Annotated in this window: 15 protein-coding genes and 1 pseudogene; 2 read left to right on the top strand and 14 right to left on the bottom strand. The window is 66.2% G+C overall.

From position 1 onward, the window contains the following. Positions 1-135 (top strand): annotated as a pseudogene (locus tag BLS74_RS35440) (ABC transporter substrate-binding protein); the annotation flags it as partial. 407 nt (positions 136-542) lie between these two features. Here the strand turns inward: BLS74_RS35440 and BLS74_RS33035 are convergent. From BLS74_RS33035 to BLS74_RS35435, 9 genes are all read right to left on the bottom strand, one after another. Continuing rightward, positions 543-1,520 (bottom strand): NAD(P)H-dependent flavin oxidoreductase, encoded by a 978-nt coding sequence (locus tag BLS74_RS33035; RefSeq protein WP_093112190.1) that lies wholly within the window; start codon positions 1,518-1,520, stop codon positions 543-545. Positions 1,521-1,529: 9 nt separating this feature from the next. Continuing rightward, positions 1,530-3,170, bottom strand: a complete 1,641-nt coding sequence (locus BLS74_RS33030; RefSeq protein ID WP_093112188.1) for an AMP-binding protein — start codon at positions 3,168-3,170, stop codon at positions 1,530-1,532. A 374-nt stretch (positions 3,171-3,544) separates the two neighbouring features. After that, entirely contained in the window at positions 3,545-4,588 is a 1,044-nt protein-coding gene (locus BLS74_RS33025; RefSeq protein ID WP_093112186.1) for a CaiB/BaiF CoA transferase family protein, read from the bottom strand. Beyond that, positions 4,585-5,736 carry an acyl-CoA dehydrogenase family protein gene (locus BLS74_RS33020; RefSeq protein ID WP_093112184.1) on the bottom strand — a complete coding sequence of 384 codons (1,152 nt, stop codon included), beginning with the start codon at positions 5,734-5,736 and terminating at the stop codon, positions 4,585-4,587. The genes BLS74_RS33025 and BLS74_RS33020 overlap by 4 nt, the downstream gene beginning before the upstream one ends. A 3-nt stretch (positions 5,737-5,739) precedes the next feature. Continuing rightward, positions 5,740-6,570 (bottom strand): SDR family NAD(P)-dependent oxidoreductase, encoded by an 831-nt coding sequence (locus tag BLS74_RS33015; protein WP_093112182.1) that lies wholly within the window; start codon positions 6,568-6,570, stop codon positions 5,740-5,742. Between the two features lie 22 nt (positions 6,571-6,592). Next, positions 6,593-7,012 carry a MaoC family dehydratase gene (locus BLS74_RS33010; protein ID WP_093112180.1) on the bottom strand — a complete coding sequence of 140 codons (420 nt, stop codon included), beginning with the start codon at positions 7,010-7,012 and terminating at the stop codon, positions 6,593-6,595. 12 nt (positions 7,013-7,024) lie between these two features. Beyond that, positions 7,025-7,465 carry a MaoC family dehydratase N-terminal domain-containing protein gene (locus BLS74_RS33005; RefSeq protein WP_093112178.1) on the bottom strand — a complete coding sequence of 147 codons (441 nt, stop codon included), beginning with the start codon at positions 7,463-7,465 and terminating at the stop codon, positions 7,025-7,027. Between the two features lie 12 nt (positions 7,466-7,477). Next, positions 7,478-8,662 carry a lipid-transfer protein gene (locus tag BLS74_RS33000; protein ID WP_093112176.1) on the bottom strand — a complete coding sequence of 395 codons (1,185 nt, stop codon included), beginning with the start codon at positions 8,660-8,662 and terminating at the stop codon, positions 7,478-7,480. An 83-nt stretch (positions 8,663-8,745) separates the two neighbouring features. Next, the gene (locus BLS74_RS35435) at positions 8,746-8,961 is read right to left on the bottom strand and encodes a hypothetical protein (RefSeq protein WP_244504139.1); all 216 of its coding nucleotides are present in this window, start codon (positions 8,959-8,961) and stop codon (positions 8,746-8,748) included. Between the two features lie 299 nt (positions 8,962-9,260). Between BLS74_RS35435 and BLS74_RS32990 the strand changes: the two genes are divergently transcribed. Next, the gene (locus BLS74_RS32990; protein WP_093112174.1) at positions 9,261-10,265 is read left to right on the top strand and encodes an AraC family transcriptional regulator; all 1,005 of its coding nucleotides are present in this window, start codon (positions 9,261-9,263) and stop codon (positions 10,263-10,265) included. Positions 10,266-10,329: 64 nt separating this feature from the next. On the opposite strand, the gene BLS74_RS32985 is transcribed toward BLS74_RS32990, so the two are convergent. From BLS74_RS32985 to BLS74_RS35620, 5 genes are all read right to left on the bottom strand, one after another. After that, a complete protein-coding gene (locus BLS74_RS32985; RefSeq protein ID WP_093112172.1) occupies positions 10,330-10,551 on the bottom strand; it encodes a hypothetical protein in 222 nt (73 codons plus the stop codon). Between the two features lie 228 nt (positions 10,552-10,779). Next, the gene (locus BLS74_RS32980) at positions 10,780-11,319 is read right to left on the bottom strand and encodes a tetratricopeptide repeat protein (protein ID WP_093112170.1); all 540 of its coding nucleotides are present in this window, start codon (positions 11,317-11,319) and stop codon (positions 10,780-10,782) included. Further along, a complete protein-coding gene (locus BLS74_RS32975; RefSeq protein WP_212733741.1) occupies positions 11,291-12,913 on the bottom strand; it encodes a tetratricopeptide repeat protein in 1,623 nt (540 codons plus the stop codon). Before BLS74_RS32975 ends, BLS74_RS32980 begins: the two co-directional genes overlap by 29 nt. 115 nt (positions 12,914-13,028) lie before the next feature. Then, on the bottom strand, positions 13,029-13,538 hold the full coding sequence (locus BLS74_RS32970) for an ABC transporter substrate-binding protein (protein WP_170855808.1): 510 nt from the start codon (positions 13,536-13,538) through the stop codon (positions 13,029-13,031). Positions 13,539-13,741: 203 nt separating this feature from the next. Further along, on the bottom strand, positions 13,742-13,870 hold the full coding sequence (locus BLS74_RS35620) for a YkvA family protein (RefSeq protein WP_280142690.1): 129 nt from the start codon (positions 13,868-13,870) through the stop codon (positions 13,742-13,744). Positions 13,871-14,878 lie beyond the last annotated feature (1,008 nt).

Genomic DNA, 14,878 nt, shown 5'->3' with positions numbered 1-14,878 from the left:
GTGCTGATCGATGCGCAGACGCGCGACATCGTGCAGGACGTGTATCTGCGCAAGGTCGAGAAGAAGGACGGACAGCTCTACAACGTGGAGTTCGACGTGATCAAGGCGGTCAAAGACCCGGGCAAGGCGAAGTGAGGCCCCGTCGTTCGGCCCATCCCCGTTCGGCCTGAGCCTGTCGAAGGCTTCGACAAGCTCAGCCCGAACGGCCTTTTGTATGTTGACCATTCTTTTCGACGGCATCGCCTACGGCATGCTGCTGTTCGTGCTCGCGGTCTGCCGGGTCGAGTCTGTCGGCCCGCCACACAGATGCTGTGCGCGGCCACCAACTGGTTGATGGCGGCTAGTACCGTGGGCTCGTAGGCGGCCGCATCGGTGTTCGCGACGGCGCCACCCGCGCTCGAGAAGACGCGGGCCCTTGATTCGCAGGACGACTAAGCAGAAGGACTACAAGCTGCTCGGCGATACGGCCTATCTACACAGCCGCGAGTGCTTCGCTAAGATGGAAAAGAGGTACCTGTGTGATTGGCGACGTCAGACCTTCATCAGCCGCTCCGTGCCTTGGCAGCCGGCAGCACCATGCTGCGCTCGCGCGCCAGGTTGAATTCCGTCGCCACTTCGTTGACCAGGTCGGCCACATCTTGCACGCGCTGCACGCCCACAACCGAATGGCCCGCGCTCCAGAGGTCGGTCCAGCGGCGCGGGCGGTGCGTGTCGTACATCTCCTGATTGCTAATTCGCACGGCCTCCGGAGCGAGCGCGTCCGGGTCGAGTCCGGCGGCCACGATCGACGGGCGCAGCCAGTTGGCATCAAGCCCGGAAAATGCCGCCGACGTCATAACGTCATCAAAAGTGCTTTGCACCAGCATCTGGCGATAGACGGGCGATGCCATGCTCTGCGGCGTCGCGATGAAGCGGGTTCCCATGTAGGCCAAGTCGGCGCCGAGCGCGCACGCGGCCCATAAGGCGTGACCGTCCGCAATGCCGCCCGCCAGAACCAGCGGGCCATCGAAGAGGCTGCGCACGGCGCGCACGAACGCGAACGGGTTGACCCAGCCGGTCTGGCCGCCCGCGCCGGCCGTCACCAGCACCAGGCCATCGACGCCATCGGCCAGCGCCTTCTCGGCATGGGCCAGCGTGGCCACGTCCGCGAATACCCGGCAACCGGCATCACGCAACGGCCCAACCACCTGCCGCGGCGAACCGACGCTGGTGATGACCATCTCGACGCGTTCGCGAACCAGGCAGGCGAGGTGTTCCTGCAAGTGCGGGCTACGCACGATGAGGTTGGCGCAGAACGGCGCCACCTCGGTAGCCGCAGTTCCGGCGGTCTCGAAGGCCGCGCGAATGCGGGCAATCCATTGCGACAGTTCGTCTTCGCTGCGGCAATTGGCGGTCGGGAACGCGCCGATCGCACCGGCGCGGCAGGCCGCGACCACCAGCTCCGGACCGGACACATGCAGCATAGGCGCGGCAAGCAACGGCAGTCGCAGGCGCGAGGCCCAATCAGCAGGAATGGACATGGCAGTCGGTCAGCGCCGCTCGTCGAAGGCGACGGTGAGGCCGAGGGCTTTCAGGTCCCACACGGCATCGGACATCGGTCGTTTGCGCAGCTCGTGCTTCAATACACGGGCCAGCGCGTTCTTCGGCAGTTCGGCCACGATCTCGACATAGCGTGGTACCGCGAAGTACGGCAGCCGCTCCTTGAAGAAGCCGAACAGCTCCTCCGGCGTGACCCGTGCCTCCTTCTTCAGTACCAGGCAGACTTTGATGTCGTCGTCGGTGGACTCGGACGGCACCGCGTGGGCCGCGACCTCGGCGATGGCCGGGTGTCGGCCGATCGCCGCTTCCAGTTCCTGCGTCGAGACGTTCTCGCCGCGGCGCCGCACGGCATCTTTCTTGCGGTCCACGAAGGAGATGAACCCGTCCGCATCGGCGCGGCCGTAGTCGCCGGTGTGGTACCACAACGACCGGCATGCCTCGACGGTGGCCTCGGGCTTGCCCCAGTATCCGGAAAACATTGCCAGCGGCTCGCGCGGGCGCAGACAGATCTCGCCGACTGCGCCGGCGGCAACGGGCCGATCGTCATCGTCGAGCAAGCTGATTTCCAGGTCCGTGCCCTGGCGTCCGCAGCTGGCGGCGTTGCGCGGCCCGGACAGCGGATTCCAGGTGACCGGAACGCATTCGGTTTGGCCGAACAGTTCCGACCACGCTTCCATGCCAAAGCGCTTGGTGAAACCCTGCTGGCGTTCCGCGGGGAAGGGGATGAGCAACATGGCACGCAACCGGTGGGCGCGATCCTGCGCGGACGGCTCGGTCGCGAGCAGCGCGGCTCCCATCGCGCCGACGCCGTACGCGATCGTCGCGCCGACCTTGGTGGCGCGTGCCAGGAAAGTACCGGCGCGGAATTCGGGTTCGATGACCACCGGCACTCCGTGCGCGAGACCGGCCATCAAGACCATCATGCGCGCGGCGCCGTGAAAGAGAGGCAGAGCGGTGAGCAGCACGTCGTCGACCGTCAACTCGCTCGCTTCGCCCATGACCCGTGCCACCCGCGTGTAGTAGCCGTGGCTGAGCATGCAGCCCTTGGGCTGCCCCGTCGTGCCCGACGTGTAGACGATCGACATCAGGTCCGCAGCCTTGAGCGCGACGCTCGGTGGGACGGCGGCCGCCTTGCCCAGCTGCGTGTAGGGAAGCACTCTGACAGCCGGCGCGACCGGGGCGGTGCCGCTGTCGTCGAGCGGGACGAGCAGTCGCAATTGCGGCAGGTTCTCCAGCATCGGGGCCACGGCCGTGTGCGCGCTCGCGTCGACGATCAGTGTCGAGGCCTGCGAGTCAGTGAGCTGGTAGGCCAGGAACTCGCCCTTGAGGTAGACGTTGAGCGGCACCTGGATCGCGCCGAGTTTGGCGAGCGCGAAGAACAGCTCGAGCATCTCGATGCGGTTGGTGCAGACGATGGCCACGCGATCGCCCTTGCCGATCCCGGCGGCCGCGAGATCCGCGGCAACCGCGTCGGTGCGTGCGTCGAGCGCGGCGAAACCCATTTCGCTTTCGCCGCAGGTCAGGAAACGCCCTGAGGGCGCTACGCGGGCTTGTGCGCGAAGCAGGTCGCCGACGACCCGTTCGGGCCGGGGTGTCGCCCGCTGGGCGATGGTTGATTGAACTGTGGTCATGTCTCCATACCTTTCATACTGCCGTTGAACAGGGCGACTCGTTGTCCGCCTCTTTTGACTGGATGGTACGGACGCTGCCGCGCGAACGCGATGGCGCAAGCTCTCGATTCCATTGCAAAAGACCGCAACCAACGGGTCCTGCGACTTCCGGATTGCCTCAACCAGGCGCCGGACTGTCGGCCGTGCCGCCGAGGCGTTCTCTCAGGTCCCGTGATCACCGTCACCTCGGCGCCCACCTCGGCCAGCATCCGGCGCGAGCGGGCCTGGGCCTATTTCTTCGACTGGAACTCGAACGGCACCTGCTCGCTCCGGCAACCGCGCCGTTTGGGGTCCTCTCCGATGGGGGCGCGATGGGCAACGCGAGGACGGCGGCTTCAGTCACTGCTGTCCTCCATCAAGCGCTGGAAGCGCGGTGCGGCGGCGACCTGAAGGGCGCCGCTCGCACTCGCGCTGTAGATGCCGCGGGCCGCGTTGTGCGGATGGGCCGTCGCCTCGGCGATGCTCAACACCGGCGCGAAACAGACGTCGCTGCCCTCGAGCAGCGCGCACCAATGACCCCGCGGATGACTGGCGAACAGCGCGGTGAACCGCTTCTTCAGTGCGGGCCAGGCGGTCTTTTCGTACTGCCTTGCCGGGTCGACATCGGCCAATCCGAGCTTGTCCAGCAGCAAGACGTAGAACTGCGGTTCCAGCGCGCCCAGGGTGATGACGCCGCCGTCGGCACAGGCATAGACGTCGTAGAACGGCGAGTCGTGAAAAGGGCTCGGCTCGGCGCCATCGAGTTGGCCGCTGGCGCGCACATACTGCGCGATTCCGCCCAGCATCGCCACCACGTCGACGATGGCCGCGTCCACCACACGGCCTTGCCCGCTGGCTCGCGCGTCCAGCAGGGCGCATACCATGCCGAAGGCCAGGCCCAGTGCTCCGGCGGCGTCGCCGACCACGGTCGGCGGCACGATCGGCCGCTCGCCGCGATGCGCCGAAAGCGACAGCAGTCCCGTCAACGCGACGTAGTTCAAATCGTGGCCGGCCGCCTGGGCCAGCGGCCCGCTTTGGCCCCAGCCTGTCATGCGGCCGTAGACCAGTCGCGGGTTGCGTACGGCGCAGTCGGCGGGGCCCAGGCGCAGCCGCTCCATCACGCCGGGGCGGTTGCCTTCGATCAAAGCGTCGGCTGCGGCCACCAAGTCCATCGCCTGGGCGACGCCGTCCGGCTGCTTCAGATCCAATGGCACGACGGTCTTGCCGCGCTGCAACGAGTTTTCGCCGTCGCCGCCGAGCTGTCGGTTCACGGCGCCTTTAAGCGGCCGCGCGATCAAGGTCACCTGGGCACCCATGTCGGCCAGCATCCGGCCGGCCAGCGGGCCCGGGCCAATGCCTTCGAATTCGACGACGCGAATGCCCGACAGGGGGGGCCTCATGCGAGCAGCCTCCGCGCGATCAGGTCCTTCATGATCTCCGTGGTGCCACCGTAGATGCGCTGCACACGCGCATCTGCATACAGGCGGGCGATCGGGTATTCGGCCATGTAGCCATAGCCACCGAACAGTTGCAGGCACTCGTCGGTCACCTTGCCCTGCTGTTCGGTGCACCACCACTTGGCCATGTAGGCGGCCTCGTCGTCCAGCGTGCCATCGAGCAGACGCTGCGTGCAGTCGTTGATGAAGGTTCGCACCACATGGGCGAGCGTTGCGCACTCGGCCAGCTTGAAGCGGGTGTTCTGGAAGTCCGCGAGCGATTGGCCGAAGGCCTTGCGCTGCTTCGTGTATTCCACGGTCAACTCCACGGCACGCTCGATCACCGCGGCCGCCGGCACGCACAGCAGCAGACGTTCGTAGGGCAACTGGCTCATCAGCTGAACGAAGCCATTGCCTTCCTTTTCGCCCAGCAAGTGACTGGCCGGCACGCGCACGCCGTCGAAGAACAGCTCGGCCGTGTCCGACGCATGCTGACCCAGCTTCTCCAATCGCCGGCCGACGCGAAAGCCGGCCAAGTTCTCGGTCTCCAGTACGACCAGCGACACGCCGCGGCTGCCGGCATCACCGGTGCGCACCGCCACCACCAGAAGGTTGGCGCTGAAGCCGTTGGTGATGAAGGTCTTGGCCCCATCGATCACGTATTCGTCACCCTCGCGCCGGGCGCGGGTGCGCAGCGACTTCAGGTCCGAGCCGCAGCCCGGTTCGGTCAATGCAATGCCAGCCAGCGTTTCGCCGCTGGCCAGCTTGGGCAGCCAGCGCTGCTTCTGCGCCTCGGTGCCGTAGTCCAGGATGTAGTGCGCGGCGATCGTGTGCACCGCGGTATTGGCCGGGACCTCGGCCTTGGCCAGTTCGTCCTGCACCGCCAGCTGGTAGGCCAGCGAGGCGCCGGCGCCGCCGTGCTCTTCGGCCAGTTCGGGCAGCATGAAGCCCATCTCGCCGAACGGGCGCCAGACTTCGCGCGGGATGAAGCCCTGGCGGCGCCAGCCGTCCAGGTTCGGCGACAACTCGCCGGCGACGTAGCGGCGCACCTGCTCGCGGAAAGCCTCGATTTCCTCGCCCATCCACGGATGGCGATGCAGTTGCGGCAACATGGCTCAGATCCCCGTCAGTCCGCCGCTGCACATCAGCGTCTGGCCACTCACGTAGTCGGACTCGGGGATGCAGAACAGGTACACCGCGCCCGCGGCCTCGTCGGGCGTGCCGCCGCGGCCGAGTGGAATGCTGCGCTCCATCATCGCCAGCAGGTCCGGGTTGACGCCGACCTTGATCTCGCGGCCGTCGATGTTGGCGGTGGACTCGCCCGCTGCACTGGTGGTCAGCCGGGTCTTGATGAAGCCATAGGCAACGCAGTTGACGGTGACGTTCATGCGGCCCCACTCCTTGGCCAGCGTCTGCGTTATGCCGACGATGCCGGCCTTGGCGGTGGAGTAGTTGGCCTGCCCGGCGTTGCCGAACAGGCCGGCCACCGACGAGATGTTGACCACCTTGCGCACGACGCGCCGGCCGGCCTCGGCTTCACCCTTGGCGAGGGCGCGGATCGCAGGCTGCGCGGCGCGCAGGATGCGGAACGGCGCCGTCAAATGGCAGTCGATCATCGCGTACCACTGCTCGTCGGTCATCTTCTGGATCACGTTGTCCCAGGTGTAGCCGGCGTTGTTGACGATGATGTCCAGGCCCTTGTATTCGTTGGCGGCGGTGCCGATGAAACGCTCCGCGAAATCGGGCGCGGTGACGCTGCCGACGCAGGCCACGGCTTGGCCGCCGGCCTCGCGGATGGCCTGCACAGTTTCCTCCGCCGGCGCGGCGTCGAGGTCGTTGACGACGATACGCGCACCTTCGCTGGCCAGCTTGAGCGCGATCGAGCGGCCGATACCGCGGCCCGAACCGGTGATGAGAGCGACCTTGCCGTCGAGCTTGGGGGTCATGGGGTGGTTCTCCTGAAAGGTTTCAAGGCAAGGCGACGATGGCCTCGCCGACGATCTTGGGTTGTCCGAACTGGTTGGCGCTTTGCAGCTCGATGCGAACGCAGTGCTCGCCGCGGTGTTCGAGCTTCTCCACCACGCGGCCGGTGCACCGCATGGCGTTACCGAGGTGGGTGATGCCCTGGAAGCGCGCATCAAACCGCCGCAGCGCGCTCTGCGGTGCCCAGCCGGTGAGCAGCCTGCCGACCCAGGCCATGCCCAGCATGCCTTGCGCGAAGACGTCGGGCATGCCGGCGCGACGTGCCACGTCGATGTCGATGTGGATCGGGTTGTGGTCGCCCGAGGCGCCGGCGAACAGGGCCAGTGTCGTGCGGTCGACCGGTGGCAGCTGCAGTGCCGGCAGTTCATCGCCGACCTGAACGGTTTGGAGGGTGGGAGCGTTCATCGTGGATTCCGGTCAATGGCGGCAGACAAGGACCGAGCGCAGCTCGGCCACGAGTTCGTCGCGCTGGTTGGTGGCACTCGAAGTCTTGACAACAAACTCGAGGGCTCCGTTCTTCCTGTCGTAGATGTCGGTGACGGTCGAGCGAACCGTCACCGTGTCGCCGACACAGGCGGCCCGGTGATAGGTGAAGCTCTGCTCGCCGTGCAGGAGCTTCGCGATGGGAATCTGCAGGGCCTCGATCAGGCGGAACGCGGCACCGGAGTCGAGCTCGGCGGCGAACAGGAAGCTCGGCGGGGCCGGAATGTCTGGATAGCCCGCATCGCGGGCGGCGGCCGAATCGGTGTACACCGGATCGGTCTCGCCGATCGCCTTGGCGAAGAACTGCAGCCGGCTGCGCTCGATCGGCAGCACCGACGCGGGCAACTCGTGGCCGATCCATTTCTTGTCGATCATGGCTTCTTCCCCTCAGACGCGTTCGTACAGCGTCACCACGCAGGCGCCGCCCAGGCCGAGGTTGTGCTGCAGCGCCAACCGCGCGCCTTCGACCTGACGCTTGTCGGCGGTGCCGCGCAGCTGCTGCGTGAGTTCATAGCACTGCGCGAGGCCGGTGGCGCCCAGCGGATGCCCCTTGCTCAGCAGGCCGCCCGACGGGTTGGTGACCACCTCGCCACCGTAGGTGTTGTCGCCGTCGCAAACGAATTTCTCGGCGCCCCCCAAGGGGCACAGGCCGAGCGCTTCGTAGCTGATCAGCTCGTTGTGGGCGAAGCAGTCGTGCAGCTCGACCACGTCGATGTCCTGCGGGCCGACGCCGGCGGCCTCGTAGACCTGCTGTGCAGCGACCTGGGCCATGCCGAAGCCGACGACCTCGCGCATGTCGCGCGCCTCGAAGGCGACCGGGCGGTCGGTGGTCATCGTCTGCGCCCTGATACGCACGCTGCGGTCCAACCCGTGCTGTTGGGCGAACTCGGCCGAGCAGACGATGGCCGCCGCCGATCCGCAGGTCGGCGGGCAGGCCATCAGGCGCGTCATCACGCCGGGCCACATCACGGGGGTGTTCAGCACCTCCTCTTCGGTGACCACGCTGCGGAACAGCGCCAGCGGGTTGTTCGCGGCATGGCGGCTCGCCTTGGCCCGGATCTTCGCGAAGGTCGACAGCTGCGTGCCGTATTGCTCCATGTGCGCCAGGCCCGCGCCGCCGAAATAGCGCAACGCCAGCGGGATCTCGCTATGGCCAACCAGCTCCGCGGTGGCTTCGTCGAAGCGCTCGAAGGGGCTGGGCCGGTCCTTGAACACGGCGCCGAGTGCGCCCGGGCTCATGTGCTCGAAGCCAATTGCGAGCACGCAGTCGGCGGCGCCGCTGGCGACCGCCTGGCGCGCCAGGAACAACGCCGTCGATCCCGTGGAGCAGTTGTTGTTGACGTTGACGATCGGGATGCCGGTCATGCCCACTTCGTAGACCGCGCGCTGGCCGGCGGTGGAGTCGCCGTAGACGTAGCCGACGTAGGCCTGCTGAATGAGTCCGTAGGCGATGTCGGCATCGGCCAGCGCGGCGCGCATGGCCTTGGCCGCCATCTGCGGATAGGGCTCGTTCGCTCCTGGTTTGGTGAAGGGGATCATGCCGACCCCGGCGACAAAGACGTCACGGCTCATGGTGGACTCCTGAAAGTCGGAAGGGAGAAAAGATCGCAAGACTGGAAGTCACGCCACGCAGCAGTTGGGTGACGCGGTCGCGTTCAAGCGTGTCGAGCACCAGTCCGGGATTGAAGGCCGGGACGATCGACCAAGCTGCGGAAGGTCTCGTCGACCAGCAAGAGGGCCGAGCCTGAGTCGTCCAGTGAATACAGGATCTCGGCCGCCGACCAACGGATGTTGCAAGGGTTCAGCACGCCGCCGCCCCACGGCACCGCCGTCTGGTATTCGAGGTAGCGGTCGGAGTTGAGCGACAGCATCGCGACGCGGTCTCCGTCATGATGCCGAGCCTCTACAGGGCGCCGGCCAGCGTGCCACGCGGTCCGCCAACTCACGAAACGTGCATTGCCGACCGCCGAAACGCACCGCAATGCGATCGGGATGCTGCTGCACCGCGCGGTGCAACGCTTGAGTCAGGTACATGCTTGTCTCCTTTCGGCCTGTGGACCGCAAATCTGTTGTCTGTGCTGCGCATGGTAGAAACTGGCAGCGGTTTGCACGATGGCGCATTGCATCGATCGCATGGCAGAAGACCTCAATCCACCATCCTTGTTGCTTGATGCTTCACCCCCCAGTCACGATCCCGATTGCCTTCGTGCACGGCATGCTGTCCGGGGTGCGGGCGCGCGGCCAGGCGTGCCACGTCTTCCTGGCCGACGCGGGTATCGCGCCCGAACTGCTTCAGCAAGGTGGTGCCCGTGTAACTGCGGACCAGTACGTGGCGCTCTTTCGGACATTGATCGACCGGCTCGACGACGACGCAGTCGGTTTCCTATCACGGCCCTTCAAGCGCGGCAGCTTTGCACTCGTCGCTCGCTCGGCGATCGGTGCGGCTACCTTGGAGGTGGCGATGCGCCGCATCGCGCACACCTTCCGGCTGCTGCAGGACGACGTGGTGGTGGAGCCGGTGCGAGAGGGTGCGCTCGCCGGGCTGGCGCTGCGCTTCAGCGACCCGACGCTTCTTCGCCCGGTCTTTCTGCATGAACTGCTGCTGCGTGTCTTCTGGCGTCTGTTGGCTTGGCTGGTTGGGGGCCAGTTGCCCGCTGCGCGTTTCGACTTTGCGTTCGAGAGTCCGCCCTACGCGAGCAGCTACGGCAAGGTCTTTCCCGCGCCGCTCCAGTTCGGGCGGCACCAGTCGGTGGTTTGGTTCGACGCCACGCGATTGCAGGACAAAGTGCGCCGAGACGAGACCGCGCTGCGCGCCTTCCTGGCCGATGCGCAGGCCAATGTCATCGTGCCACGACGGGACGACGCAGTCAGCGCGCGCGTACGCAGCCACTTGCAGCGAACGCAGCCCACGTGGCCGGACCTCGGCGCCACGGCCACCGCGCTGCACATGTCGACCTCAACGCTGCAAAGGCGCCTCGCCCTGGAGGGAACGTCGTTCCAGTCGTTGAAGGACGAATTGCGCCGCGATATGGCCATCGTTCATCTCAACACCAGCACGGTGCCACTGGCGACGCTTGCCTGCCAGCTTGGTTTTGCCGACAGCGCCGCATTCCAGCGCGCCTTCAAGAGATGGACCGGCAGTGCGCCTGGGGTCTATCGCCGCAGGGGGTCGTGATGCCGTGCGGCATTACCACTGAGGCTTGCTGATGTCGCGATAGCTGACCATCGCGCAGGACTGTTTATGGCCGGCCGAGGAAATTCGCGAGGGTCCGCTTCGTTGCAAGCTGGCCGACAGCAACGGGCCCGGTGCGGTCCTTCAGCATCAAGAGAAGCTGACCTTCGTCAAAGCCACTGAACGGCCATTTCCGGTCATTCACGACGGTCCGCATTGGGCATCCACGCATCGACGGGTGTAGGGCTCGCCGCGACGCTGAGATCGCACCGATCTTTTCGCCGAGCATGTCGCTCTCCTTCTCAACGATGCGTTGAGAAACGAACTCAAATGACCTGAACGCAAGCCGAGACCCTTCGCTCGCAAGCCCCGTCCGCCTTTGGGCCGTCGCATGACTGGCTCAAAGGCGCTCGCTTGCCCTTTCTGCACACGGGCGCCAGCAAGGCCAAGCCACGTCGGCCAAACGTAGTGCAGCGTCGACGCAAGTACAACGCGAAAGTTCGGATTGCAGCGCGGTCTATTCGTACTGGCCCGCAATGCCGGATCGGTCGTCCGGTGATGCCACGGCCTTGTCGATCGCCAGCGCAAGGCGTGCCGCGAGGTCGCGGTCCATGCCCAGCAGCCGCGCGTGGTCGGCCCGCGCCTTCGCCATGTCGCCCATCTGCGTGAAGAGGACGCCGCGATACATGTAGGCCTGCGCCAGCGCCGGCTTGAGTTCGATGGCCCGGTTGTAATGACGCAGTGCGCGCTCGAAGTGTTGTGCTCCCTGCATGCGCACGCTGTAGGCGAGGTTGTTGTGCGCCTCGGCGAACTTCTCGTCGAGTGCCAATGCCTGTTCGAAAAGCTTCTGGGCCTCGGCATGGCGCCGCTCGAGCAACACTTTCACGCCCTCGTTGTAGACGCGCACCGCGCGCTCGCGCGGCGTGCCCTGAGGAACAGGCAGCGGGTCGCTCTCGACCGCGAGCGCGTGGCTCCAGGCGAGAAGCGGCGCCGCCCCCGCTGCGCGAAGCAGCAGCCTTCGCCCTGACTCAACCGCGGCCGAGTACTTTCCGTGCATGAATCACCTCGGGTCGTGGGCTATCGGCAGTCTCCGTCAGTTCGAGCACCTTCGTGTAGTGCGAGCGTGCCTTCGCCGCGTCGCCCAGGCGTTCGGCAGACCGCGCCGCGCCGAGGGTGGCCCGCAGCCGGTTCGGTTCGCGTTTCAGCACTGTTTCGTACTCACGCAATGCGTCGGCCGGCTTGTTCAGGTCGAGCAGCGCATTCGCCAGCACCTCGCGTGCCGGGACGATCGGCCCGGGCGTAACGACGTGCTTCTCCGTCGCATCCTCGCGCGTCGCGGCCTTGCGCAAGATGTCGAGCCCCTCGTCGGCACCGCCATCGACCAATGTCGCGAGACCGCGCACGACCTCGGACTGGATGTCGATCTGGTCGGCCCAGTAGGCGATCTTCAGTGCTGTGGCCGCGTCGCGCAGCTGCTGCAGGCGCTTGAACTCGACCTGCACGCGTGCGGAGTCCTTCAGCATCGCCGCGCCGACCCCGCGCGCGAAGGCGTTGACCGCCTCCGCTTGCGGGTACTTCTGCCAGGGGTACGCGCTGGCCGAAGGTGTCAACTCCAGACCGGCGGCCTCGGACCAGAGGCCGCCTTCGAGTGCAAGGCGGGCCGGGATGGCGCCATAGGCGTAGGCCGATGCAAAGCTGTCGGCGCGATTGGGCAGCGCCTGCGCCTCGGCCATCACCTGGCGTGCGGCGCGATCCTGGTTGAGCTGCAGGTGCGCATAGACCATGTAGTCGAACGCGTGCATCGATTGGGCGGACTTGCCGGCATCCGATCGCGCCGAGGCCCGGTTCGATTCCACCGAGTCGCGCCAGGCGCCGAGCCGCGTGAAGATGTGCGACGGCATGTGCTGCGCGTGCGCGGCATCGGGGGCGATCTTGCTGTAGCGACGCGCCGCCTCGAGGCCTTGGTGGGCGATCGGCGGGTAGTCGTAGCTGTGGATCAGGTAGTGAGCCACGCCCGGGTGATCGGGCAGAGCCTTGAACAGCGGCTCGAGCTGGCGCGCGGCCCGCAACTGGTTGGCGTAGGTCTTGTCGGTCGGATCGAAGTTGGCCGACAGCACCAGCGAATGCAGGATCAACGCCTCGCGGTCGTCGGGATAGCGCTGCGCCACCTTCTCCAACTCGCTTTCCAGCGCCTTCGCGCGGGTGCGGTGGTTGAGCTTCTCGTGGTCGCGGTAGAAGGCCGACAGCGCCGCGACGTAGTCGCGCTCCCGCTCGCTCTTGAGGCCTGTTGCGCGTGCGGCGTCGAGGGCTGCGCTGCCGTCGGCCAGCACTTTCGCCGACACGTTGCCGGGCCAGCCGAAGGGGTTGTCCAGCAGCGAGAGAGCCCGCACGAAGTGCGCCATGCCGCAGCCGGCGTCGGCCTTCAACGCCCGGTCGAGCGGATCCTGCACGTACGACCAGGCGAAGGAGTGGTAGTAGGCCATCGCGAGGTCGATCTCCTTCTGCGCGGCCGCATTGCATTCGACCTTGAAGTGCACGGTGCCGAGGCGATCGGGCTTGCCTGCGGTGTCTTGCGCGGCCACTGGAAACGCTGCGCCGGCCATCGCGAGCAGACAGGCCACTGCGCGTGCGGTGAGAATGAAGTGATGCATGCTGTGCCCTCCTGGGACGCCGCCGGGATGGCGGCAATGCGTCGCGCCCGAAATCGACTCTAGTGCGTGATCTCCGGGTTTACAAGGCTCCGATCGAACCGTGGGGGATGCACCTTCATTCGATCACGCGATCGGCGCGATGCAGGACCGATCGCGGGATCGTGACGCCGAGGGCACGCGCGGTCTTCTGATTGACGACCAGCTCGAACCGGGTGGGCTGCTCGACCGGAAGTTCCCCTGGATTCGCGCCCTTGAGGATCCTGTCCACGTAGTACGCGGCGCGGAAATGGGTCTGAGTCAGGCTTTCGCCATAGCTCATCAGGCCGCCGTCGTCGACGGCCTCGCGCAGGCCGAAGAACGAAGGCAAGCCGTGCTTGGCTGCCATCTTGATAAAGCGTCGGCGATGTTGGATCACGAACGGATCGTCGGGCAGCACCAACACCGACGCGACGCCCTGACGGGCCATGCCTTCGAAAGCCGCCGGAATGTCGGCCGGCGCGCCGATCGGCACCGGCAACACGCGTGCGCCGAGGGGGCTTGCCGCTGCCTCCATCTCCTTGAGGAAAAGCTTGTGCACCGGATTTCTGGGAAGGAACAGCACCGCCACCGGCGATGCCTTGGGCATGGCAGCGCAACCAGCGCTGCGAGGCGAATGAGGGTTGCCCGTTTCGGAAGACGATCCATGGTGGCCTCCGTCTTGGCGTCGACGATCGCGCTCGATCACCAAGCCGGGCGCGCTTCGAAAAAGTCTACGTCTCGACGAGGCGGCGCCAAGGAATTCTTTCGCCGCAATGGTGTGCCCCATTCACAGCTTGCGAGCTTGAAATCTCAGCCGGCCCGGCGTTCGACGTCGCCGCGCACCCCGGCGGGCAAGCGCGCCAGCAACCAGCGGATCGCCAGCGGCACGATCACCAGGTCGTCCACGACGCCGAGCAGCGGGATCGCCTCGGGCAGCAGGTCTGTCTCTCCAATCTAGACAACCGTCACTGAAGCGCAAGCTCCGGACACGCTGTACAAGCCGAGCTCGCGCGCGTTCCCGCTGTGTTGTGGTTGACGCCAGCGCCCAGCGAACGCCTCCAGCGGCGACTGCGGCGGTCTGCTTTGGAGAGCTTGCGCAGCAGCGATCTGCGCGTCATCGGTATGCGCGCGACAAGGCATGTCGCGTTGAATGAATGAGTGGGTGAAATCGCATCGCGGCCCTTGCGATCGACAAAGGTCCTCTCCGGAGCATGCGAGGTGGCTTATGTGGCCCATCAAGCGCTTCGCGGGAATCGCAGGATGCCGATTGATGCCCGGTAGCACCGCGTACCGCCTCAAGGACGGCACTCTCAACGCTCAAATGTTGTCGCAGCTGCGCCTACACCTGCAGGCTGGGCTGAGCTACAACGAGGTCGACCGAGCGCTCAATATCTCCGAGAGCAACGGGCAAGTAAAGCCAAAGCCGTGAAACGCGCCAACGCTGTCGTGGCCAAGGAGAGGGCCCCGCACCGAGCGCAAGGGGCACGCATCTTTCGACGCCGATTTGTGACGATCTGGTATTTCGGAACGAACTCGTCGAATCCGGCAAGCTCACGCCGGTCATCGACGGGACCTACCCGCTGAGCGAGACTCCTGCCGCGCTCGGCCATGTCGAAGGGGGCACTCTCGGGGGAAAGTCGTCGTGACCGTGTAGGCCGGCGTTGGCACCGGCCGGTCTGTCCTCGAAGGCGGCGTGGTCATCTCCAGGTCGAACGCAAGGCGCTCGCGGCCATCAGTTGGTTCGAGGAGCGCGTCGAATGGACGAAGACCGTGTGAATCGCCCATCCCCACCGACAGCTTTGCGGCACCGAGTCAGCGCGACCGACCGTCAACACTGGGTCGAGAGCGGCGTCGAGCGGCTGCTTCTATGAGGACTTGTTTGTCAAGCGTTCCGGTCAACGTATCGATGGGTGGTATTTCATGGCGGCCCCCGGGTGTTGCTGAGCG

Origin of the sequence: Variovorax sp. CF079, assembly GCF_900101545.1 — a bacterium.
GTDB lineage: Bacteria > Pseudomonadota > Gammaproteobacteria > Burkholderiales > Burkholderiaceae_C > Variovorax.
Note: the sequence above shows the minus strand (reverse complement) of the source record. Positions and strands in the feature narration are given on the sequence as shown.

Coding starts and splice junctions, on each gene's coding strand:
- BLS74_RS33035 (WP_093112190.1), bottom strand. CDS start 1,520: ATGTCCATTCCTGCTGATTGGGCCTCGCGCCTGCGACTGCCGTTGCTT.
- BLS74_RS33030 (WP_093112188.1), bottom strand. CDS start 3,170: ATGACCACAGTTCAATCAACCATCGCCCAGCGGGCGACACCCCGGCCC.
- BLS74_RS33025 (WP_093112186.1), bottom strand. CDS start 4,588: ATGAGGCCCCCCCTGTCGGGCATTCGCGTCGTCGAATTCGAAGGCATT.
- BLS74_RS33020 (WP_093112184.1), bottom strand. CDS start 5,736: ATGTTGCCGCAACTGCATCGCCATCCGTGGATGGGCGAGGAAATCGAG.
- BLS74_RS33015 (WP_093112182.1), bottom strand. CDS start 6,570: ATGACCCCCAAGCTCGACGGCAAGGTCGCTCTCATCACCGGTTCGGGC.
- BLS74_RS33010 (WP_093112180.1), bottom strand. CDS start 7,012: ATGAACGCTCCCACCCTCCAAACCGTTCAGGTCGGCGATGAACTGCCG.
- BLS74_RS33005 (WP_093112178.1), bottom strand. CDS start 7,465: ATGATCGACAAGAAATGGATCGGCCACGAGTTGCCCGCGTCGGTGCTG.
- BLS74_RS33000 (WP_093112176.1), bottom strand. CDS start 8,662: ATGAGCCGTGACGTCTTTGTCGCCGGGGTCGGCATGATCCCCTTCACC.
- BLS74_RS35435 (WP_244504139.1), bottom strand. CDS start 8,961: ATGCTGTCGCTCAACTCCGACCGCTACCTCGAATACCAGACGGCGGTG.
- BLS74_RS32990 (WP_093112174.1), top strand. CDS start 9,261: ATGCTTCACCCCCCAGTCACGATCCCGATTGCCTTCGTGCACGGCATG.
- BLS74_RS32985 (WP_093112172.1), bottom strand. CDS start 10,551: ATGCTCGGCGAAAAGATCGGTGCGATCTCAGCGTCGCGGCGAGCCCTA.
- BLS74_RS32980 (WP_093112170.1), bottom strand. CDS start 11,319: ATGCACGGAAAGTACTCGGCCGCGGTTGAGTCAGGGCGAAGGCTGCTG.
- BLS74_RS32975 (WP_212733741.1), bottom strand. CDS start 12,913: ATGCATCACTTCATTCTCACCGCACGCGCAGTGGCCTGTCTGCTCGCG.
- BLS74_RS32970 (WP_170855808.1), bottom strand. CDS start 13,538: ATGCCCAAGGCATCGCCGGTGGCGGTGCTGTTCCTTCCCAGAAATCCG.